The sequence below is a fragment of the Rhodopirellula sp. J20-39 genome (assembly GCF_057365095.1).
Map to the genome: position 1 here is coordinate 3792061 of NZ_CP195123.1, position 23511 is coordinate 3815571.

Annotated in this window: 14 protein-coding genes and 1 pseudogene; 7 read left to right on the forward strand and 8 right to left on the reverse strand. The window is 54.6% G+C overall.

The window, feature by feature from the left end:
• The first annotated feature begins 443 nt into the window (after positions 1–443).
• Positions 444–1715 carry a DUF1559 family PulG-like putative transporter gene (locus ACR3ZL_RS13790; RefSeq protein ID WP_473652552.1) on the forward strand — a complete coding sequence of 424 codons (1272 nt, stop codon included), beginning with the start codon at positions 444–446 and terminating at the stop codon, positions 1713–1715.
• An 88-nt stretch (positions 1716–1803) separates the two neighbouring features.
• Positions 1804–2001 (forward strand): hypothetical protein, encoded by a 198-nt coding sequence (locus tag ACR3ZL_RS13795; protein ID WP_473652551.1) that lies wholly within the window; start codon positions 1804–1806, stop codon positions 1999–2001.
• A gap of 277 nt (positions 2002–2278) precedes the next feature.
• Here ACR3ZL_RS13795 and ACR3ZL_RS13800 read toward each other — a convergent pair whose 3' ends face one another.
• The 7 genes and pseudogenes from ACR3ZL_RS13800 to ACR3ZL_RS13830 form a co-directional block, all read right to left on the reverse strand.
• Positions 2279–3193 carry an SDR family oxidoreductase gene (locus ACR3ZL_RS13800; protein ID WP_473652550.1) on the reverse strand — a complete coding sequence of 305 codons (915 nt, stop codon included), beginning with the start codon at positions 3191–3193 and terminating at the stop codon, positions 2279–2281.
• 76 nt (positions 3194–3269) lie between these two features.
• Positions 3270–4934, reverse strand: a complete 1665-nt coding sequence (locus tag ACR3ZL_RS13805; protein ID WP_473652549.1) for a response regulator — start codon at positions 4932–4934, stop codon at positions 3270–3272.
• Positions 4931–6454 carry an ATPase domain-containing protein gene (locus ACR3ZL_RS13810; RefSeq protein ID WP_473652548.1) on the reverse strand — a complete coding sequence of 508 codons (1524 nt, stop codon included), beginning with the start codon at positions 6452–6454 and terminating at the stop codon, positions 4931–4933. The genes ACR3ZL_RS13805 and ACR3ZL_RS13810 overlap by 4 nt, the downstream gene beginning before the upstream one ends.
• A gap of 180 nt (positions 6455–6634) precedes the next feature.
• Positions 6635–12823, reverse strand: a pseudogene (locus tag ACR3ZL_RS13815) (PAS domain S-box protein); the annotation flags it as partial.
• A gap of 160 nt (positions 12824–12983) precedes the next feature.
• A complete protein-coding gene (locus tag ACR3ZL_RS13820) occupies positions 12984–13202 on the reverse strand; it encodes a MerR family DNA-binding transcriptional regulator (RefSeq protein ID WP_473652547.1) in 219 nt (72 codons plus the stop codon).
• A 267-nt stretch (positions 13203–13469) separates the two neighbouring features.
• Positions 13470–14828: a hypothetical protein gene (locus ACR3ZL_RS13825; RefSeq protein ID WP_473652546.1), complete on the reverse strand. Its 1359-nt coding sequence runs from the start codon at positions 14826–14828 to the stop codon at positions 13470–13472.
• A gap of 85 nt (positions 14829–14913) precedes the next feature.
• Complete coding sequence (locus ACR3ZL_RS13830; protein ID WP_486172699.1) at positions 14914–15654, reverse strand: PAS domain-containing protein; 741 nt, start codon at positions 15652–15654, stop codon at positions 14914–14916.
• Positions 15655–15827: 173 nt separating this feature from the next.
• Here ACR3ZL_RS13830 and ACR3ZL_RS13835 point away from each other — a divergent pair, with 173 nt between their 5' ends.
• The 5 genes from ACR3ZL_RS13835 to ACR3ZL_RS13855 are packed head-to-tail and all read left to right on the forward strand — an operon-like array spanning position 15828 to position 21941.
• Positions 15828–16781 carry a dihydrodipicolinate synthase family protein gene (locus ACR3ZL_RS13835; protein WP_486172700.1) on the forward strand — a complete coding sequence of 318 codons (954 nt, stop codon included), beginning with the start codon at positions 15828–15830 and terminating at the stop codon, positions 16779–16781.
• A 12-nt stretch (positions 16782–16793) separates the two neighbouring features.
• Entirely contained in the window at positions 16794–17804 is a 1011-nt protein-coding gene (locus ACR3ZL_RS13840; RefSeq protein ID WP_473652544.1) for a proline racemase family protein, read from the forward strand.
• Positions 17788–19041, forward strand: coding sequence for an NAD(P)/FAD-dependent oxidoreductase (locus tag ACR3ZL_RS13845; RefSeq protein WP_473652543.1), 1254 nt, complete (start codon positions 17788–17790; stop codon positions 19039–19041). The genes ACR3ZL_RS13840 and ACR3ZL_RS13845 overlap by 17 nt, the downstream gene beginning before the upstream one ends.
• A 23-nt stretch (positions 19042–19064) precedes the next feature.
• The gene (locus tag ACR3ZL_RS13850) at positions 19065–20561 is read left to right on the forward strand and encodes an aldehyde dehydrogenase (NADP(+)) (protein WP_473652542.1); all 1497 of its coding nucleotides are present in this window, start codon (positions 19065–19067) and stop codon (positions 20559–20561) included.
• A gap of 21 nt (positions 20562–20582) precedes the next feature.
• Entirely contained in the window at positions 20583–21941 is a 1359-nt protein-coding gene (locus ACR3ZL_RS13855) for an aminopeptidase P N-terminal domain-containing protein (RefSeq protein ID WP_473652541.1), read from the forward strand.
• 94 nt (positions 21942–22035) lie between these two features.
• Here the strand turns inward: ACR3ZL_RS13855 and ACR3ZL_RS13860 are convergent, their stop codons facing one another.
• Entirely contained in the window at positions 22036–23322 is a 1287-nt protein-coding gene (locus ACR3ZL_RS13860) for an MFS transporter (protein WP_473652540.1), read from the reverse strand.
• Between the last annotated feature and the right edge of the window lie 189 nt (positions 23323–23511).

Genomic DNA, 23511 nt, shown 5'->3' on the forward strand with positions numbered 1-23511 from the left:
TGGGAGCCGGTTTTGATGGAGTTTCGGCTGACGGTGGCTTGGCTTCTTAAACGAGTTGACTGCGTGGCGTGACGGGTTTCTCACGGGCTGTCCGCTTTGTTTCGGTAACTGGTTGGCTACTGACGTCGGTCCTTCTATCACGATCTAGACCGAGGTTTTTTCAGTTTGGATCGGTACCCGTCGATTCTGAGGCCGGCGAGTGTTGCCGCATCGGACGAGTGCAGGCCACTGGCACGCGACGCTATTACGCTGATAAATCATCCAAATGCGTCGATGAAATGAAGAACTTCTAAAAAATGGTGAAAGATTTGGGCAGGGAATTCAACCTGCGGCAGTAATCTTTCACGCTACTCCGGATTTGTTGTCGGGTAGATTGCCGTAGATCGAGAACCCTGGTCATGTTGGTGATTCGTTCCTTCCTGGCCGTATCTTGGATTAATCAGATGAAAAGAAAGCAGTATTCGGGTTTCACCTTGGTGGAATTGCTGGTCGTGATCGCAATTATCGGTGTCCTGGTTGGACTCCTTTTGCCGGCGGTGCAGGCCGCTCGTGAAGCAGCTCGTCGGATGAGTTGCAGTAACAATTTCAAACAGCTGGGGCTTGGAATGCATAATTACCATTCCGCGTTCAATCAGTTGCCTATTCACGGAAGTGGAACTTGGGAGAACAGCACAGTATCGCCGTTCGTTTGGGGTGGATGCTCGGGCACGTGGACTGGAAACTCGCTAGTGTCCAACCGGGCTCAACTCAGCGCTCTGGTTGCTCTGTTGCCCTTCGTTGAACAACAAGCAATTTGGGAACAGATCGCCAATCCCGCCATATTCAGGAACACACTGACAAGCACCGATGTCAGCTACCCCGCGATGGGGCCGAACCCCACGGGGAACAGCAGCGACGTGCTGGCATACCGTCCTTTCGTTTCGGAAGTTCCGACGTTCCGATGCCCTTCGGATCCAGGCGTCGGACTGCCAGCGATGGCTAGAACCAACTACGCTTTTTCAGGCGGTGACCAAGTCGACCACTTTGGGCGAGGGCTCGCCACACGTTGGTGTGTGATGTCGGTCAAGGGTGGCACGCCCAGTGCAGAGGTAACCAAGGCGTACACGCATGCGACGCAAAATCCGAAGCTTTGCCGTGGGTTATTCGTGCCCCATGCTTCGACTAAATTCCGCGACGTGTTAGATGGTCTTTCGAACACAATTGCGATGGGCGAGATCAATACAGACCTTGGTGATCGACATGTGACGACTCAGTTCGTGCGTGACCAATGGTGGCTTGCAGCGAACTATTGCAAGCGAGATATCGATCCAGATCGTCCGACATTCTGGCAGGCTTTGCCGGATACCAATGGTGGTGCCGATCGTGAATTCGCTGGTCTCGCGAATGAGCAACGCGGTTATCGTTGGGCGTCCGCATCGTCGAAGTACACGATGGTTTCGTTCAATCTTCCACCGAACTCTCCGCTGTGCGTCCGTTTGGCTCTTGATGATCAAGGCACGTTCCCTACCAGCAGTCGGCACCAGGGCGGCGTCCATGTTTTAATGGGTGACGGTGCAGTTAAGTTCATCACCGATTCGATCGATGCAGGTGATTCCAATATCGGGCGAACAGGCTTCGGTTATCCCAACGCTGTTGGAATGGCGAGTCCGTACGGTATTTTGGGAGCAGCCTCCACGCGAGCTAGCGGCGAAGTTGAGAGTCTCGGAGACATCTAAAGTTTACCGATCTTGACCCCTTTTTATTTTCCTGGAGCCTCTCTGCCATGAGAGGCTTCGGGTTCTTTGTCCTCAAAAGTTTGTTGTCATGAAAAATCTATATCCGTTCTCCATCGCTCCAATTCTTTTGCTTTTAGCGGGCCTCGTGTTCGGTGCCGTCGGTTGCTCATCCGAGCCAGAAGTGATCGTTCCGGATGAGGCCACCGCTAGGCTTTACGATCAAGCCAATGAAGCGGCTGCAAAGATGGCTGCCGAGGCCAATGGGCCGGCAACTTTCGACCAATAAGGCGGTTTGGTTACTGAATCGCGGCGTCAGGGTTGTTGGATAGCGAAACGTTTGTAGAACGTTTTGCGTTGATGAGTGGGGCTCGGCGGGGGGCCTTGTCCTCGTGTTTTGTTGTGGTTCGGCGGGAGCCTCACCCTCCCGAATTCTAGCTGTGGCTCGGCGGGAGCCTTGCCATTCTGTATTCTATGTTCGGCGGGAGCCTCACCCTCCCGATTGTTTGATGAGGGCGACTGGAGTTCTTTGGGGGGAGAACTCCAGTGTGGGGCTTGGCTTGGGTTTAGACGGGGGTCTTGCCGCCGGTGCAGCCGAAGACTTCGCCTGTCACGTAGCTGGCGTCGTTACTGGCTAGCCAGACATATAACGGAGCCAGCTCGATCGGCTGCGCAGGACGCTGGAACAGTGTGTCCTTGCCAAAGTTTTCGAACTTTTCCGTCGGCATCGAACCGGGGATCAGCGGCGTCCAGACCGGCCCGGGGGCGACCGCGTTGACTCGAACGCCATTGTTGATCGCTAGCTTGGCCATCGCCTTGGTCATACCAATCATTGCCGACTTAGTAGTGGCGTAGGGCAATAGAAATGGCGACGGATCGTAACCTTGGATCGATACCGTGTTGATGATGCTGCCACCAGCCGGCAATCGACTCATGGCCGCACGAGATAGCCAGAACGGTGCGTAGACATTCGTCTTGAAAATACGGTCAAACACCTCGGTTGAGAACTCTTCAATCGAGTCGGCAGTAAGTTGGAACGCCGCGTTGTTGACTAGCAAGTCAATCGATCCGAGTGAATCTACGGCGTGGTTGATCAACTCTTCACAAAAGGATTGTTCCTGTAGGTCGCCGCGAACCACCTCGGCTCGGACACCTGCATCTTCAACGAGCATCTTGGTTTCTTGCGCATCATCGTCTTCGGACAAATAGTTGATGACGACATTGGCACCTTCACGGGCATAGCAGAGTGCGATCGCTCGACCGATACCGCTGTCCGCACCGGTGACGACGGCATTAAGTCCTTTCAGTTTGCCAGAACCTCGATAGCTTTCTTCGCCGTGGTCCGGCTTAGGTGCCATCTTTGCCGTGGATCCTGGCATGTCCATGGTCTTTTGATCATCGAAGGGCGGGGTGACGTAGGCGTATCGCGGATCAACAAGCTTCACATTTGGCAAAGTGGTCGCGTCGAGTGTCGTTTCCATCGTCTAGGCTCCATCAGGTTTTGGAATGTTTGAATCGGAAGATCCAAAACCAGTAGCAAGCGGCGTGCCCATCGACCTAGTTCCTGCTGGTCAGTTCCGCGACCTTGGCAACCAATTTGGCAGCGTCAATCGGTTTGCTGAGATAGTCGTTGCAACCCGCTTCCACGCATCGGGTCATGTCCCCCTGCATCGCTCCGGCGGTCAACGCGATGATGGGGCCCGAATATCCCAGCTTGCGAAGTTGGGTTGCGGTACCATACCCATCCAAATTGGGCATCTGCATGTCCAGCAAAATCAGATCGGGGCAATCGCCCTTTCGAAGACATTCGTGAAAGAACTCGATTGCGAGCAGCCCATCCTCGCACTGGTTGGTAATCGCACCGGCACTGGTCAAGATATGGTTGCTAAGGAATCGGATGTCACGACGGTCATCAACGATCAGGACATGACAATCGAGTTTGCAATCGTTGTTAAGGTCCTGGTCGTCGTCTTCGTTGACGGCGTGATCAGGCATTGCCAAGTCGACATCATTGTCGCTTCCAGTCGCCAATTGAAGGCTGAAGTTGCTTCCTTCACCAAGCTCGCTCTCAACGGTGATCTTCGCGTTCAGCATTTTGGCAAGCCGATGGCTGATCGCGAGACCCAGCCCGGTGCCACCAAATTGCTGAGTGATCAGCGAGTCGCCTTGCGAGAACGGCTTGAATAGCTTGAGCAATTGGTCGGGAGTCATTCCGATTCCCGTATCAATGACTTGAAACCGAAGCGTTGAAGTGGATTCGGTTGACTTGGTGCCAGGTGAAGAGCCGTTTGATTTTCCAGAGGACTCAGCTTTTGGCATGTAGTCGACGACAATCTTAACGTGGCCCTTGTTCGTGAACTTGATCGCATTGCCAACTAGGTTGATCAGGATCTGCTTCAGTCGTTTCGCATCGCTTCGAATCAGTTTGGGGATTTCCGTCGCGTATACCACCAGCAGTTGTAAGTCGTTCTCTCTTGCACGCACTTCCATAATGCTGCGGACGTCTTCGATCACTCGATCGGGAGGGAAGCTTTCCACATTGATGTCAAGCTTGCCAGCTTCGATTTTCGAGAGGTCCAGGATGTCATTGATGATGGCGAGCAAGAAGTCGCCGTTGCGGCGGATTGTCGACAAGTACGCAAGTGCTTCTTCGTTCTCGACCAAGGGCGACATTAAGTCAGCGTAGCCTAAGATTGAGGTCATCGGCGTACGGATCTCATGCGACATATTGGCAAGAAACGCACTCTTGGACCGACTGGCTTGCTGGGCTTCTAACAATAGGTCGCGCACCTCGTATTGACGGGAGCGATCACGAAGTTTGGCCTTCAGCACGCTAACGAACAACGCGATCCGAAGTGGTCTTTCTATCAATGTGACGTGGCCAAGCGATAGCAGGTCGGCGATGGCACGGGCGGAGGTTTCACGCTGCGATAGCAGTACCACGATCGGAACATCGGACCATGATGGTTGTTCGTTGACGGAACGACGGAGATGTGTCATCGCCTCCGCGGTTAGGAATTCTTGCGAAATCAGCAAGACGCCTGCGTCATCACGGATCCGTTTGGTGACTTCGTAGACCGACGTCACTAGATCAACCTCGACCCCATGTTCCCGCAAGATTTGATCGCAAAACCTTGCGTCCTGGGGAGTGGGTGCCAGTACGGTAACGACCTGGCTATTCGCAGGTGCTATTTTCGATTTGCGTTTGGGGCGGTCGCTCATGCTTGGTTTTCGCCGCGACGTAGCAAGTCTTCGCGGGTGCCACGGAACGACGGTGTACCGCTCAATACACCGTGGAAATCAGTCAACGGACTCCCAATTTCCAACCCATTTTCACTCAGGCTAAACTCGCGGATCGTGCGTTCGTGCTTTCCCGTCCGCTTTTTAACCATCGAAATCGCTTGTCGGATTTCGCCACTGGCTTCAAAGTAGCGAAACAGCAAAACATTATCGGCCATGTAGCTGGCATCCACCGGCGTCTTCATCGCGGTGCCCAACATGCCGTGTTGGGCAGTGATCAAGAAGGACACGATTCCGCGACGACCCAGCATTTGCAGGATGTCATTGAGCTGGATCAGCAGGAAGTTTTCATGCGGCATGGAATTCAGGTAGCCGTTAAGGCTATCGATCGCGACCACGGAAACTTTCCGGCCCTGATCGTCCGGTTGGATTGCCTCGCGAACCTGGGAAGCAAACTCGGCGGGTGTCGTTTCACCCGGTACGAATTGCCGCAATTCAATTAGGCCATCACTGATGTACTGGTCCACGTCAAAGCCGAGTCCACGGCTACGTTGCAGAAACGCATGTTGACTCTCTTCGAATTCGAAGAACACCGCTCGTTCACCTCGCTCGGCGGCCGCGACCGCAAATTGAGTCGCGGTGGAAGATTTACCGACACCAGCAGGACCCAGCAACAACGTGCTGGTGCCTTCCATCAATCCACCGCCGATCAGTTCGTCAAGTTGAGGGTTGCCACTGCTGATACAACTTCCGGTGGATTGCCAGCGGGCTTCTTCCACCGTCTTGCGTGGATAGACTTTCATGCCGCCCCGCTTGAGCAGGACATCGTGGGTGCCGCCGATAAAATCTCGGCCACGGTGTTTGATAATTCGAAGGTGTCGTCGCGCCGATCCGTAGTGGTTCAGCGACTGTTCCAGCCGGATAACACCGTGGGCGAGACTTTGAAGCTGTTGATCGTTTTGGTCCGATTCAAGGTCACCACCAGACTTATCGTCTAGCAGTAGCGTGGTGCATCCGCGTCCAGAAAGAAATTGTTTGAGGGATAGGATTTGGCGACGATAGCGAAGCGGCCCTTGTGCGAGGAGACGCATCTCGGATAACGAATCAAACGCGATGCGAACGGGCTTGATCGCTTCAATCTTCTTTAGCACGCCGTCAATCGTAGCCCCCAGTTCGATCTCCGACGGTTCGAACATCGTGTACTGGGCTTGTTCTTGTGTGAGCTTTTCTTGATCGACCAGTTCGTGAATGTCGATCCCATCAAGCGTCCAGCCGTGTGAAGCGGCAACGCCTTCGAGTTCGTCTCGGGTTTCCGACAGACTGACGTAAAGTCCCGGCTCACCCTTGCTGGCACCATCAAGAAGGAACTGCATCGCCAGGGTCGTCTTGCCGGTCCCCGGAAAGCCGTCGATCAGGTAGAGGCGATTCTCGGTGAAGCCTCCGTACATGATGTCATCAAGCGTATGGATGCCGGTCGAAATCGGTTTTTGTATTAGGTTCATCGAGCTGATTCTTTGCGGAGTTGTTCAGATGGTTTCAGTGATGAATTGGGCGGAAACAACGAAAGCTCGTCGGCAATCAGTCGTTCAGTAGACGTTTAACGGTATACGGTTTAGCGACGGACTTCCATCGAACCTTGACGGGTTGGCAAACCGCAAACACGCCAGCATGCTGCTACTCGGTCATTCGCGGTTGTTTGTTAACTGGTTGACCAGCACAAGCATTTTGTCGGCGTCGATTGGTTTGGAAAGGTAGTCGTTGCAGCCGGCGCTAAGACATTTTTTCATATCGCCCTGCATCGCATCAGCGGTCAGTGCAATGATCGGGCCGTTGTATCCCAACGTGCGCAGTCTTTCGGCGGTGGAGTACCCATCCAAGTTGGGCATTTGCATGTCCAGTAGCACGAGATCGGGACAATCACCATCTTGCAAACAGGCGGTAATGTGCTCAACGGCGAGCAGTCCGTCTTCGCATTCCGCTACCGTCGCACCGGCCTTTGTTAGAATCCGCTTGCTCAAGAAGCGGATGTCTCGGCGGTCATCGACGATCAAAACGTGACATGACAGAGCAACGTCAGCGCCGCTGGTCGGACTCGGTTTCGATTCAACTGGCGTGGTCGGCGTTCCGTAGACAACGAGGTCCGATTCAGCAATTGTGCCGGTGGCGATAGACACCATGAAGGTGCTGCCGACGCCTTCGGTGCTACTGGCCGACAACGTTCCGCCCAATGTAACCGCAAGTCGTTGACTGATGACGAGTCCCAAACCGGTACCGCCAAAGTTGCGAGTCACGCTGGCGTCGCCTTGCGAAAATGGCTTGAACAGTCGTGACATTTGCTCTTTGGAAATACCGATGCCCGTGTCGATGACGTCAAACAGCAATTGTTGAGCGGGTGCATCGAACCGAACCCGAATCATGACACGACCTTCGTGAGTGAACTTGATCGCATTGCCAATCAGATTGATCAGGATCTGCTTCAATCGCTTGTTGTCTGACTTGATGAATTTGGGAAGCTTGCCGTCGTACTCGACTTCTAGCGTGAGACCACCTTCGGTCGCGCGGACCTCCATGATGCTGCGTACGTCTTCGACAAGGTTGTACGGCTCAAAGCGTTCTGAATCGACATCGAGTTTGCCAGCCTCGATCTTTGAAAGGTCAAGGATGTCATTGATGATTTCAAGCAGGTAATCGCCGTTGCGACGGATGGTTTGCAAGTACTGGTTGGCTTCGCCATCGTTGACCAAGTCTTTCAGTAATTCGGCATAACCCAAGATCGCGGTCATGGGCGTGCGAATCTCGTGAGACATGTTGGCCAGGAACTCACTCTTGGATGCGCTTGCTTCGTGGGCTCGGCGTTCACTTTCGCGAAGAGCGTCGGCTTGTGAGTGTTGTTGTGTCGAGTCCCAAGTGATTCCGTACATCCGAATCGGGTTTCCGTCAGGGTCGCGAACTGCTTCGCCTAGGCCGTTGAGCCAGCGGACTTGGCCATCAGGGCGAATGATACGAAATTCGCTGCTGTAGGTATCGGAACCATCGATCGCCTTTTGCCATGCGTGTTTAAGTGCGTCGACGTCATCGGGGTGAGCGAGGGAATAAAACAATTCCGAACTAGCCTCTTGATCCGGGTTGATACCAAGCAATTCATAGAAACCGGGCGTCCAAATGTTCTTCGTCGGTGTCCATTCCCATGCCGCCATCCCGCCGGCACGCAACGCCATTTCTAAACGCTGGGTGACGGATCGCTGCTCTCGTTCGGCCTTCACGCGTTCGCGAATGTCGACGCCGGATGGAATCAAGTATTCAACATTGCCAGCGCTATCAAAAACCGGGGCGATCATGAAATCGATCATCACGCCGCTCTCACCATGGGCAAACAAAGAAACGTCATAGCGAACGGTTTCGCCTGCCATCCCTCGTTGCATCGCCTCTCGCATGCGTGCGGCGACGGCGGGATCGTAGCTCCACCAAGGAGCGTCAGCGAAGTGCTTGCCGATCACGACTTCGCGACGTGTCTGTGCAATCTTCAGCGATCGGTCGTCGACTTCCAGCAGGATTCCATCACGGTCGATGACCCCGACCAGTCCCAATTGGTTGTTAATGACGCGGCGAAGATGAGCCTCGCGATCGGCCAATTCTTCTTCGGCACGCGCTCGTTCAATGCGAATGCCTACCCGGTTTGCGACTTCCTGCAAGAGCATGCGTTCGTCGGCTTGCCAAACATGAGGCTCTGTATGCAGAGCGGAAACGGCAAACTTGGTTCCGCGGTCCGTCACATATGCGGAATTGCAAAAAGCCCCGATATTGAAAGCACGAAAACTTCCAATGGTTTGGTCGTCCCGGCTGGGGCCGAGTGTGTCGTTGCAAACGACTTGTTTGCCCGCGATCAGTGCCACCCGCTCCGCTTCGGTATGAAACGCATCGACAGGATGCTTTCCAATCATAGTTGGCTGGTCGCCTTGGTGATGGTCACAAAGGATGTCCGCCACTTCGCCCTTTTCGTCAAATTCGACCAGCAAGCATCGGGACAGTCCCAAGTAGTCGGCCGTTAATCGTGTCGAGACATCCATCAGGGTGTCGACTGACCGCATCGGCACCAGTTGAGTCTGTAGATCCGACAGAAAAGCGAGGCCCAATTCGTCGGCTTTCCGATCGCTAATGTCTTGAGTCAAGCCGGTAAGTTGCAATGACGAGTTGCCGGACTCTCGCCGTACGACGCCGCGGTGTTCGATCCAAATGGTCCGTCCATCGAGTGGGCGAACCAAACGAAATTCGATGCAATGGTCGTCGATGTCGCTATCGAACGTTTCTTCGATTTCGGCATGCACCCAATCGCGATCATCCGGGTGAATCAGCCGATAGAAACTCTCATCGCTGCCATCGAACTGGTCTCGGGTGCAACCGTAGATGGCGTAAACCATTTCCGACCACTCAATTCTTCCTGTTGCGGCATCCCATTTAAACGTGCCCATTTTGCCGGCGTCGAGTGCCAGCATCAGGAATTGTTCGCGTTCCAAGACTGCCTTTTCCGCAGCCCTACGATCGCTGATATCGACAGCGGAAGGGATCATGTGGGTGATGGAACCGTCGCTTGCTTTAACAGGACTGATCATGAAGTCAATCGTGATCCGCGAATCGTCTCCGACTCGAGTCGTCGCGTCGTAACGGACGAACTCGCCACCGGCGGCACGCTTGATCGCGTCTTGCAACTGATCGATCGATTCCTGGCTGAAATTCCACCAGTAGGAATCCCAGAACTTCTTTCCGATGACTTCGTTACGATCCAGATTCGCGGATTTGAGCGCTGTCGCATTGGCTTCCAGTAGCGTTCCGTCGACGTCTAAAACGCCAATCATGAACAGCGTGTTGTCAATGACGCTACGCAGGTGCGATTCGCGATCGGCAAGTTCCAATTCCCAACGCTTGCGCTGCGTGATGTCACTGGCGACGGCCGTGATGCTTAGTGGACGCTTGGATTTGTCACGGCGAATGACGCCCCGACCTGAAGTCCAGACGATCGCTTCATCATCACCGCGGATGACTCGGAAATCCATCTCATAGGACTGGCAATTTCCGACGAACACCGCATCAAGTCGTTTGCTTACACGTTCTCGATCTTCGGGATGGATGATCTCTAGAAACCCAGCTTTTGTCTTATTGAACTGATTCCGTTGATAGCCGAACAGCTCATACAGTTGATCGGACCACGTCAGACGATCATCTTTGACATTCCAGTGCCACGTCCCCAGACGCCCGGCGTCAAGAGCGAGATTCAGGCGTTGGTCGCGGTCCAGTAATCGTTGTTCGGTTTCTTTTCTAGCAATGCACTGGGCGATCGCATCGGCCATCGGTATCAGTTGTTCATAAACCTCGGGCTTGATCGCTTGGTTTGCAAACAAAGCAACGACGCCGACGAGTCTTTGTTCGACCACCAGCGGGTAGCCAGCCAAAGCGGCGACACCGTTAGCGGCGGCCAGATCAGGATCGCCCAAATTGCAATCTGGTGTAATCTCGTTGACCAGCCTTGGTCGACGCGCCGAGGCGATTTCGCCGATGACCGATTCATCCAATTCGATGCGGCTATGAAGTTCGTCGAATTGCGATGACGTGCCGGCGGAGGCGGTTAGGTGCAGCGATTGGGTCGTTTCGTTGAGTATCCAGACGCGAGCGAAGGTGGCGCCGAGCCCGTCGACGATTCGTTGGCAGCATGTCGTCAAGCTATCGTCGAGCGGGGCTTCACCAGCCAAGGATACCGCCAACGAAGAATGCAAAGCGGACAACTCCGCGCGTTGCAGTAAAGACGCCTCGCTTTGTTTGCGTTCGGTGATGTCGCGTAGATATCCGGTGAAAAACGGGGTGCCATCTCGACCGTGCGAGACGCTGATAGCCAGTTCGATTGGGAACAGGCTGCCGTCAGATCGCTGGGCCATCAGTTCGGTTCGCTGGCCGAGCATTTTTGAGCTACCGGTTTTCAAGTAGTTGGCCAGCCCGTCCAAATGAGCTTTGCGATACGGTTCCGGTATGATCGTTTCGGCGAGCGATTTTCCCGTGACTTCAGCGGCCGAGAGACCGAAGGTGCGTTCGGCGGCGGGGTTGAAGTCAACGATTCGCCCGGCTGTATCCATCGTGATGATGCAGTCCAACGCGGACTTTAAGATCGCGGTCTTTCGTGCTTCTTCGTCGCGGAAACTCGCGTCTAGACGCCGTTGGCGAATGAACTGGCCAATCTCGCTGCCGACGGAGCCCAGTAGTTGAATGAGTTCGGGTTCGTGCGTAAGGCGGCGTATCGTGAAGATCTCGATAACGCCTTTGAACTTGTTTCCAACGACGATCGGTGTTCCGACACCACTGACCAAACCGCTTTCCGCCGCGGCTTCGGATCGAACGAACACACCGGTGTCCTGCACGTCACTGAACCAGACCGGCTCTCGCCGTTTCCATACGCGGCCGGGTAGTCCTTGGCCGGAGACAAAGCTGGTACGGCGACTGGCGTCGATGAATGGCTGACTCGAGTCATCGGCCGCGTCAGTTTCAACACAACGCAGCGACTCGCCTCGATCATCGGTCCGCCAAAGTAAGCAGACGTCTGCGGAAAGGGATGTACGTAACGCATGCAACACTTTCGGGATGACAGCCTCGAAGGAGTCAGCGTCGGCAAGCAATTTGGTCACTGAATGAGCGGCCGCCAACCGCATTCGCAGTTTCTTTTGTTCGGTGATCTCGTAGAAGGTCACGACCAATCCATCACGCCGCATGTCCTGGTTCGCATACGGCTGGATGCGACGCATGTACCAACGCCCGTCTTGAGTTTCGATTTCGTCTTCGATCGGCAACGCGTTGGTATCGGATAGATCGCTTGGGAACGCAGGCATCTCGACGGCCGCATGCGTGATGTGTTGCAGCGGCCGGCCGACGTCGTCCGGGATCAGGTTGTAAAGCGTGGTGACTCCCGGGGTGAAACTGCGAATTTGAAATTCGTTATCTAAGAACAAGGTCGCAATGCGAGTGCTGTCCAGTAAAGCCTTTTGGTCGGCTTCGGATTGCGCGATCTGATCGAGTGCGGCTTGAACGTCTTGCTTCGATGTCTCCAGCAATGCGTTTGCCGATTGCAGTTCCTCGTTCATGGACTGCAATTCTTCATTAGTTACCGTCAATCGCTCCGTCGCGGCCACCATCTTTCGTGTGGTTTGGTCGAGATCAGCCCGTGTTGTCTCAAGTTCACGCTGGAGACGACGGATGGTTTCGTCCGCCGAAGTATCCTTAGTAGATGGGCTTGTCGAAACGCCGGTGTGAACGCTGGGTGTAGCCGAGACGTCGTTCGCGTTCTCGTTCGTTGACTCGGCAGTCTCGTCTTCTTGCGACTGTTGCTCCTGTGCAACGTATTGCATTTCGTCCGCTCGGTCGCAGGCTTGGATTAGCTCCGCAGCAATTTGGGTAACGGACATCGTGCTAGTAATGCCAGCGGAGTCGTCGCGGTTCGTCCGCATGTCGTGAAGGGCGTGGTTGCCTGAATCGCACAAGTCGACACCGATCGCGTCGATGCTGTGGTCGGCCGCAAGAGCTTGGACCAGATTGTCTATAGCGGAAGCGTACTGCGAAGAATTCGGTTCACTGACGATAGACACAAACCCTTGGTCAACACTGACGAACTGTTGCACTGGGCAAAGGTAGACCGTGCCCGCTTTCAATTCATGGTGATCGGCAATTTCGACAACCTCGAATGAAGTAGTGCTATTGCGAATTAAGTCGGTCAGCGATTCCTTCGTGGGAAGTCCATTGAGCCGGGAATGCTGAAGGAACACGATTGCTAGATTCGAGCCCGGGCGGATCGATGAAAGCAATTCTAAGAACGCGTCGATCTGACTAGCGGATGCACCGACAGCAACGACCAGCGGTTTGATCGTTTGGATGGTCATGATGTTGCTCGAGGGGAATTCTGCGTTGTAATTCTTAACGCAGCGATTTGTTGCGTGCTGACGCTGCCGGTAGCCAGAAAGGCTCGATGGTCAGATGGGCTGGAACCGGATGGGCTCATCAGCTCAGGGCCTCGCGTTCATTGATGGCCTTGGCAAGAAATTGCTCGAGTTCTCTTCGCTCGTAATAACGGTATCCCGTGACAGGATTTCGCTGCGAGGAAAGGCGTCCGGAACGGTCCCAGTTTCGCATCGTTTCGGCAGAAACACCGATGAAGTCCGCCGCCTCGCCGACCCGCATCATGCCTTGGAAGGGCTTCGTTTTCGTCTTCTCAGCCATTGGATCTACCCAAGTCAAACCTTACAAACATTCCAAACTATTGAAATTGGAACAGGTCCACTTGCCATGGTCAATCAGCCTGGAAATACAGCGTTTTTGGCGGCCTCTCACGCTTCCGGATTAAGCGGAGGAAGCATTTGAGCGACCTAGAAAGTAGCCGTCGACGAGGCGAAGCCATGCTTGCGCGGTGCTAGGACGTTGCGAGCGTTGCTTGGTCATCCTTCGCCTTTGCGTGCCTAATGACGCGTTTGGGTGTTTGAGCAGTTTCTATTCTGGGTGCCGGATTGCGACGGCGGGTTCTGATTGAAGTCCGACGGTGTTGACTGTGATGATCTGGTAATCGTGGTCCGATTCGGTGGCGGTTGAGTCGGTGAACTCCATCTTTGATAGAGGTTGAGTTGGCGTGTCGCTGTATTGCAAGTTCTGGAAAAGTGGCCTGCCAAAGCGGTTGGTGCCGTTTCCGGTGACCTCGGCAAGGAACTTCCCGTCTCGCTGGATAACGAACTTCTCAATACCGCTTTGCAAGTCAGCGGAGGCTTTCCAGGTCAAATGGTTTTGGGTGAGACGAACATGCGTTGGTGCCGGTGGTGTTGATGGATCGGCGACGTTGGTGTCCTCGCGGAACTGCATCCATGCTTTCGCAATGTTCTCGTCCGGTAGCCAGCCCTTGGTGAGCGGATCCCCGTCGAAGTTGGCGGCTGGAATGGCGGTGGTTTCTAGCGGTTTGGCAAGCCAAGCTTCTTTTGGCGATATCGACTGCAACGGTCCGCCGTGCCGGTTGGGCAGACGCAATTCCAAGCATTTGTCCAACCAGGGAATGGCGATGTAGCGTGAGTTGCCGCATTCGTGTGCGGTTAGTGGGTCGATGGTTACACCCAACAACCCGCCGCGACCGCGAACTCTGTCGAAGAACGCCAGGTTGGCGGGCCACACGTTGGCGAATCGCCCGTCGGTTACCGTGACGCCTTCTTGCGCTCCCAGGTTGCACATCATGGGGACTTGCAACGCTTCTTCGGGAAGATTGTGAGCATGAAGATCCGGTCGATCAGGATTGGTCTCCAGTAAAGGCACGCCAGAGCGCAGCCAAGCCGCGATGATACGATTGGGTTGTAGCATCACCATCCCTCCACACCAGTGACCACCGCCGCTGTGGCCCCAGAGTGCCAGTGGCGCGTTTGCGAGTTCAGGATGTCCAGAGACCTTCGCTAAATCGGCGACGGCACGATCGAACGCTGTTGCAGAACCATTGCGCGGATCGCACCACATTTGGCAGTTAGCCTGCTGCGGCTGTTCATAGGAAGGAGACAACAGTGCGCAATCGTGCTTTTTCGCCAACGCTTGCCAGTGCAGATCGTAAGCCCCCGTGAGGCCAGAGCTGCAGGAGCCTTCACCGCAGCCATGTTGGTGGACGATGATGCCACGAAGCGTCGGCACGTTCTCTGGAATCCAAATGGTGTAGCTCGCCGCAACGATCAATTCACTTGGTTGATCGGAAGCTTCGTAACGGATTCGGTAATACGGTGGTTCCGCGTTAGGAAACGTGTCGTAAGGAGGTTTCTGTGCGACAACCGCGGAGCCGGTGGCAAGGATCAAGATGAAAGCAAGTGAACGGTAAACAGGCTGCATGTCCGAGTCTCATTATGGGGAAAGTGAGGCGTGGACTATTGTAGCCAGTCAATCGAGGCGTGATTGATCGGACAAACGACTGTCGCTAGAGTTCGACCTTGCGGTATTGGCTGGGGGAAATTCCGGTGGCACGGCCAAATTGCCGCGTGAACGCGCTTTGATCGGCGTAACCGGTTGATAACGCGACATCGATAATCGATTTGTCGGTTTCTTGTAGCAATTCGCAGGCTCGGTCGATCCGTTGCTTTAGCAACCATTGCCCGGTGTTCAGTCCGAACACGATCCGCATGCGACGATCGAGTTGGAATCGTGAGAGACCGGCGACTTCCGCCATTTCCATAACGCTAATCGGATTGGCTAACGAGTCTTGTGCGTGCCGAATGGCGCTGCCGACCCGTTTGTAATCTTCACTGGACTCATTGGGTTTACCAAGGTCACGCGAGAAGCCGACCAGGCCAACGTTGGTGCCGTCACGACCGACCAGTGCGTATTTGTTGGTCAGACACCATCCGACTTCTCGGGATGCGTACAGGTGCAATTCCAGTTGTCCGACCAGCGGTTTTCCGGAGCGTAGAACCGCTTGGTCCTGGCGTGTGAAGCTGTTACCAAAGGGGGGCCGTAAGATGGCTTCGGATGTGCGCCCAATCAATTGCGATTTTCGCTTCAATCCACAACGTTGGACTAGAGTCTCATTCACAACAATGTACTGACCCTGATCGTTTTTGATGAAAAAGACCGTGTCATGCAGGCCATCGAACAGCACCTCGGCGGTGAACGGTTCGCTGAGCTGGTTGAATAGGGCGGAAGCAACGGGGGTAACAGGCATGCTGGAATTGTGCGCCTTTTCAACTTGATCGTCAACACTTTCACAAGACTGGGGCGGGCGGTCATGCAAGAATGCTCTCGTTGTTGGCGAAGATCGCTGGTTCATGCTTTCCCGTCTGTGCCGCCCGGTTAGCGTTCGCTGTTTTCGATTCCACTTTTTCGCGAGTTAGTTAGATGAAGGTTGATGCGTCTGTTTTCCGAGGCTGTATTCCAGCGTTGATGACGCCCTGCGACTCGCAGGGAAAAGTGAACTTCGAAGGATTGGTCCGAAAGGGCAAAGAGATGATGGACGCCGGTATGACGGCGGTTGTCTATTGTGGGTCGATGGGCGACTGGCCGCTATTGACTGATCAACAACGTCAAGATGGTGTCGAGGCCCTTTGTGACGCCGGCGTTCCTGTGGTTGTCGGTACCGGTGCCCAGAACTCGGCCGTGGCAACGGCGCACGCCAGTCATGCTGCACGTGTCGGTGCGGCCGGTTTGATGGTGATTCCTCGAGTGCTTTCACGCACCACATCACCCGCAGCGCAGCGGAATCACTTCGCGTCGATCCTTTCGGCGGCGCCTTCGCTTCCCGCGGTGATCTACAACAGTCCGTATTACGGATTCGAAACGAAGGCTGACTTGTTTTTTAACTTGCGGTCGGAATTTCCTAGCTTGGTTGGATTCAAAGAATTTGGCGGTGCGGATTCGCTGTCTTACGCTGCCGAACATATCACCAACACAGACGACGATGTTTTGTTGATGGCCGGTGTCGACACCCAGGTCTATCACGGCTTCGTCCGCTGCGGTGCAGTTGGTGCGATCACCGGAATTGGAAACTGTTTGCCCGCCGAAGTGCTGAAGTATGTCGAAATATGCGAAGCGGCTGCCTGTGGTGATTGCCAGGCTGACCAGTACGCCCGCGAGCTTTCCAGTGCGTTTACCGTTTTGTCGACGTTCGATGAAGGCCCGGATTTGGTGCTCTATTACAAGTACTTGATGTTCTTGTTGGGAGACGCTGATTACGAATTCCAGTTGAATTCGTCCGATGCGCTTTCACCAAGCCAGGCTGCTTACGCCAAGCAACAATTGGCTCAGTTTCAGCAATGGTGGAAAAACTGGCCCGGCAAAGACTACGCGTGTTAGGAGTATCAAGCGATGCGCGTAATTGATTCGCACACCGAAGGTGAGCCAACTCGAGTAGTCGTCGAAGGCGGTCCCGACTTAGGTGATGGTCCGTTGAACGAACGACTGGCGACATTTCGTCAGGAAGCTGATGCCTTTCGAGCCTTCGCTGTCAACGAGCCTCGTGGGTGGGACGCGATGGTGGGTGCTTTGTTGTGCGAGCCCAATGACCCATCGTGCAAAGCTGGCGTTATCTTTTTTAACAATGTCGGCTACTTGGGGATGTGTGGCCACGGGATGATTGGCGCGGCCGTAACGCTGCACTACTTGGGCCGCATTGGACTGGGGATTCAGCGGATTGAGACGCCGGTCGGTGTGGTGGTTGTCGACGTGATTGGTCCAAACGAAGTCACAATCGAGAACGTTCCCAGCTATCGATATCGCAAAGCGGTTAGCGTTGATGTTGAAGGTGTGGGGACGTTTTGCGGTGACATCGCCTGGGGCGGAAACTGGTTTTTCCTAATCCACGGATCGCCGTTGCCGCTCGAACGCGAGAACTTGGATGAACTAACAACTTTGTCGCGGAAGATCTCGACGTCGATGGTTGACCAGGGGATTACCGGAGTTGACGGCGCTAAAATTGACCACGTTGAGTTCTCTGTCGATGCGGCAGAGGATCAGTCCGTCGGCGATCTTTCGTCTGGCCACATGCCGAACAGTACGAACTTTGTGTTATGTCCTGGTGGCATTTATGACCGGTCGCCCTGTGGCACGGGAACCAGCGCAAAGGTTGCCTGTTTAGCCGCTGATGACGAGCTCGCACCGGACACGCTGTGGGTGCAGCGAAGTGTGACGGGCGGAGTTTTCCGGGCGACCTATCAACCTTGCGAATCGTCGGCCACCGACCGTCCTTCGGTCATCGTCCGCATCACCGGCAGAGCGTTCGTGTGCGGTGAGGCGCACTTGATCGGCCAGCCAGGAGATCCGCTCGGATTTGGAATCGGGACACAACCTGAAAGGCAAGACCATGTCGGCAACGCGTGATTCAGTCACAATCGTCGGTGCGGGCGTCATTGGAATTGGCTGTGCGCATTACCTGGAACAAGCCGGACTCGATGTTACGGTGATTGATCAAGGTAGCGTGGCTGGTGCGTGCTCGCTGGCGAATTGTGGCTACATTTGCCCAAGTCATGCTTTGCCGTTAACGGAACCCGGTGCCTTCGGTGTTGCGTTGCGTTCGATGCTGAATCCGAGTTCACCCTTTCGTGTGAAACCGCATTGGAACCCAGCCCTTTGGAAGTGGATGGCCCAGTTTGCCAAGCGATGCACCCACCGACAGATGCTGGCTGCGGGTAAGCCGTTGCAAGCGATCTTGGAATCCAGCATGGCTGAATACCACAAGCTGATTGAAGAGTTTCAGCTTGATTGCGAGTGGAAAGAAGACGGTCTGTTGTACGTAATGCAGACCCAACGTGGGATGGATAAGTTTGCTTCGACCGATTCGCTGGTAACCGAACACTTTGGGATCTCGGCTAAGCGGATTGACGGCGACGCGTTGCCTGAATTTGATTCGGGACTGAAGCCCGGTTTGGCGGGTGCGTTTCTTTATCCAGGTGATACATCGGTCCGCCCGGATAAGCTGAATCAAGCTTGGGCGTCAAGTTTACGTTCTCGCGGCGTCCGATTTGTCGAACAGTGCGAACTGAAGTCGATTCGCAAGGAAGGTGGCCGCGTGGTAGCGTTGGAAACCTCGCAGGGCGAATTTGAAAGCGAACACTTCGTATTTGCGTTTGGTGCCTGGGCAGCCAAGTGGGAATCACAATTGCAGTGCTCGATTCCGGTTCAACCCGGCAAGGGGTATTCGGTGACGCTCGGACGACCTGAAAACGCACCACAGCACCCCATTCTTTTTCCTGAACACAAAGTTGGTGTTTCCCCGTTCGATACCGGCTTGCGTTTGGGTTCGATGATGGAGTTCGCTGGATACGACCGGTCGATTTCGGATCGCCGGATTCAGCAACTTCGCGACTCGGCCCGTCCGTACCTCGTTGCTTCGGTAGACGGGCAGGCCGAATCGAAATGGTACGGATGGCGCCCCATGACCTGGGACAGTTTGCCCATCATCGGCAAGGCTGGTGATCTCGGCAACGCCTTTCTGGCCACCGGTCACAACATGCTCGGGCTTAGTCTCGCGCCCGCGACGGGGCGGCTGATTGCTGAGATGATCACCGGGCAAACTGCTCACCTGAACCCAGAACCCTATTCACCCAGCCGTTTCTAAACTCAAACCTTTATGACTATTTGATGCATTCGATTTTAATCAACGGCACCTGGCAGGCTGCGAACTCGTCCGCTTCGATTCAAGCGATCGATCCAGCTAGCCGCGCCACCATTGAAGCTGACTACCCTAAGAGCCAGTGGGATGATTGCGAATTGGCGATGGACGCGGCTCACGCAGCAGCGATTGCTTTGGAAGACGTATCGCCGGCCGATTTGGCGAGTTTTTTGGAAGCGTACGCAAACAACTTGGAAGCGAACGCAGACAGCATTTGCGAGATGGCGAGCCTGGAGACCGGTTTGCCCTTACGCCCACGATTGTTGGACGTGGAAATGCCACGAACAGTTGATCAATTGCGTCAAGCTGCTGCCGCCGCGAAGGATCACGGTTGGCGAAAGCCCGTCCACGATCATGACAAGAATATCCATTCTTGCTTGACTCCAATTGGTCCGGTTCTGATCTTCGGGCCTAACAATTTTCCGCTCGCGTTCAATGCGATCGCCGGCGGCGATTTTGTCGCGGCTATTGCGGCAGGTAACCCGGTCATTGCCAAAGCACACCCTTCCCAGCCAGGCACCTCGCGGCTGCTGGCTGAGCAGGTGCTTGAGGCAGCCAAACGGACCGGGATGCCCGATGGTATCGTGCAGATGTTGTACGACATTGAACCCAGTGACGGTTTGAAGATGGTGGCCGATCCGCGAATCGCAGCAATCGCTTTCACAGGAAGCCGACAAGGTGGTTTGGCGTTGAAGGCAGCGGCGGACAAGGTCGGTAAACCGATTTACTTGGAGATGTCCAGTGTCAATCCAGTGTTCCTATTGCAGAGTGCGTTGGATAGCAATGCGAAGCTGAGTGAAGAAACCGCGGGCAGTTGTCTGATCGGTGGCGGCCAGTTTTGCACCTGCCCAAACCTGATCATGGTTCCCAAGGGAGCTCGAACGGACGAGTTCATGGACTCGATGAAGGAAACGTTTGAATCCAAGCCGCCGGCAACGTTGTTGAACGAATCGGTTTTGAAGTCGCTCAAGGCTAGTGTGCAACAACTTGTTGACGCAGGTGCAAAACTGGTAACTGGTGGCACCGAAGTAGAGGGTCCAGCGGTAGCGTATGCCAACACGCTGATGACGGTCGATTCAAGTTCGTTCCTTGCAAACGCGGACGCACTTCAAACCGAAGCATTCGGACCGGCTTGTTTGGTGGTTGTTTGCGAAGACGATCGCGAGATGATTCGCATTGCCCAATGTGTTCATGGAAGCTTGACCGCGACGGTGTATGGGCAAGTCGATGATCCCGCGATGGCTTCGCTGACCAAGGTTTTGCGGAAAGTTGCCGGCCGAATCATGCACAACAAGATGCCGACCGGAGTGGCTGTTTCGCCGGCGATGAATCATGGCGGTCCTTTCCCAGCGACCGGTCACCCGCTGTTCACGGCGGTTGGCATACCCGCATCGTTAGAACGATTCTCGAAGCTCAGTTGTTTCGACAACATTGATGCAACCTTCCTGCCCGCTTGTCTTCGATAGTCCACGATTTCTGATATGAATATGAACGAACGACCTCCTTTCCAAACCTGTTTTTCGGTGGGTGAATTCCGCCAACGACGCGACCGAGTTTCTGATGCGATCGGAGACGCGGTGGCGGTGGTTCAGGGCGGATCGGCTAGCCGTGCGATGGATCGTTTTCGTCAGCACAACGACTTCTTTTATCTTTGTGGTGTCGAAGTCCCAAACGCGTACTTGGTCATCGACGGTTCGTCCTCGACAACGACGCTGTATCTCGGTCACAGCGATCCGCATGTTGCTGAGCAGGAAGGTGCGGAACTGAATTGTGATGATGCGGAAGTCGCTATCGAAATCACGGGCGTGGATCATGTCAAACCTTTGGAAGCATTGCAGTCAGACCTCCGTCAAAAGCCAGTGGTCTATGCCTGCCAGCAGGGTGCCGAAGGTCGTCAGGTGTGCCAGGATTCGATCAAGGCGATGGTCAAGCGAAACGCCAACGATCCGTGGCTAGAGACGACCACCGGTGAGTCACGCTTTGCTGATCTGATCAAGAGTCGTTGTAATGTCGCGGAGTTGAAAGATTTTTCGCCGATCATCAAACGATTGCGATCGTTTAAGAGCGGTGAAGAAGTCAACGTGATGCGGCGGACGGGGAAGCTTGCTGCATTGGCGACAGCGGAAGCGATGCGTTCAACCCAAGCGGGTGTGCTGGAATCCCAGCTAGCCGCGGTGGCGGACTACGTTTATCTGGTGAACGGGGCGGCGGGCGGCGGATATCGTCCGATCGTTGCCAGTGGTGAGAATATTTGGAACCTCCACTATTACCGTAATAGCAGCGTGCTCGCCGATGGTGATTTGGTGTTGTTCGATTACGCACCGGACGTGTGCAATTACACGAACGATATTGGCCGAATGTGGCCGGTCAGCGGAACATACTTGCCGTGGCAACGGGAGCTCTACAGCTTGGTCGTTGACTATCACTTTGTGGTGTTTGACATAACGAAGCCGGGGATGACTCCTAAAGAGGTTCGCGACAAGGCAGCCGACGTGATGGGGGGAACGGTGAGTCGCACCCAATGGTCTCGCCCTTCCTTTGCGGATGCGGCAGCGAAGTTGTTGGCTACTAGTCGATCGCTAACGCACGCAGTTGGTATGGCCGTCCATGATGAATCGGGTTACCAGGACGATGACAAAGAAATCGTTCCCGGTTTGGTCTTCGCTCTCGATCCCCAATTGTGGGTGCCGGAAGATCGCTTGTACTTCCGTGTCGAAGATACCGTCGTGGTCACCGACAACGGGCTAGAAAACTTGACGGCGGATGTGCCTCACTACCCCGATGACATCGAAGCGTTGATGAAGTCGCCAGGCCTAATTCAATCGACTGCACAATTGCTAATTTAGGTCACGGTATCTGTTGGTTTAGGTCGCAGTATCGCAATTTCGGATTACTCCAAATCGCTGCGAACGGCGAGTGTTGTGGTTCGAACCAACATTGCTAACTGCTTGCTTCTGCTAGCACGCGGCGTGTTTGGGTGGGATCGATGAAGTACAAGATCAACAGTCCCAGTAGTTGGTAGACGCCAAAGCACCAGAACAGGCTTTGCATCGAAAACGATGATTCCAACGTACCGGCTATTCGTGCGCCGATCCCGTTAGACAAGTTCAGCATCGCCATGTAGGCGGTGAACTGGGTCGCGGCGATCGGTGGCCAAGCGATTCCCATGAACATCGAAAACATCGACACCTGAAGGAATCCGGTGAAGGCGGTCGAGGCAAGGAACAGCACGGTAACCCATGACCGTGATGTCCAGCTTGTCACCATCGCGGCATGTGCAAACCAAATCGCTGCCACCAGTATGATCGCAACGCAGACCGATCGTCGAGTTCCAATTTTCGACGCGATTGCTCCGCCGATTACCGCACCGCCCAGACCGAACCAGACCGAGAGGCCGCCTTCGAGGCCTAAGTATTCTGCGCTCGTCCATCCCAGTTGTTCGCTGAGGTAGACCGGCCACACGATTAAATAAGCATTGACGGCCACTAAGGAGGTCAGGGCGAGCACGCCGGCCAGCCAAGATGATCGAACGGAAAAGCCTTTGACGAGCTTGGCCACCAATTGTTTAGTCGAAGAGTTGGCACCCGAACTCGATTCGCGGTTCGCAAACCTGACCGCGAGCATCGCATCGGATTGTTTTTCGCGAAAGAAGAACGGGAACAGCGCGATCAAAAAGAGCAAGAGAAGTTGGACGGAGACTGCGGCGGCGATACCGCTGGATAGCAGCAAGCTTCCTAATAGGAATGCACCGATGTAGCTGCCAAAGTAGGCAGATCCGTACATCAACCCGTTCGCCATTCCGCGTTTTTCTTCGGGCAGTTGATCAATCGCCATCGCATCGACTGATACGTCTTGGATCGATGCAAAGATGTTCGCCAACAAGATCATCACGCTCAACAGGCGGAGACTCTCGGACAAGTCCGGAATAAAAAGCATCGCTCCAAGGGTGATACCGATACCGGTTTGAGCCGCCAGGATCCAAGGTCTTCGCCGCCCCATTCGGTGGTGTCCGAAGCGATCGATCACAGGGCCCCAAACCCATTTCAACGCCCAAGGCCAACTGACGAGGGCAACCATTTGGCCGACCGATTCAGTCGAGACACCCTCGTCGATTAGGTAGGTCTTGAGCCCCGTGCGGACAAACCCGTCAGGCATTCCCTGTGCCACATACAAGGCACATAAGGTCGCCATGCATATGACCGGACGCTGATCGAGTGTCTTTGGCATGAAATCATTTCTTGCTAAGTCCGCCGCGCCGTAAGAAGGTGTCTTCTCGCGAATAGGGCCGGTTGCGATTCACTAGCCCTAAGCGTAACGAGATACAATCGGCCAACTATGCGCATTTCATAGCGAACGATTTGAATGACGCATTGGCAGCATAAAATCGATCCATGCCAGTGATATGATCGCCCGTTA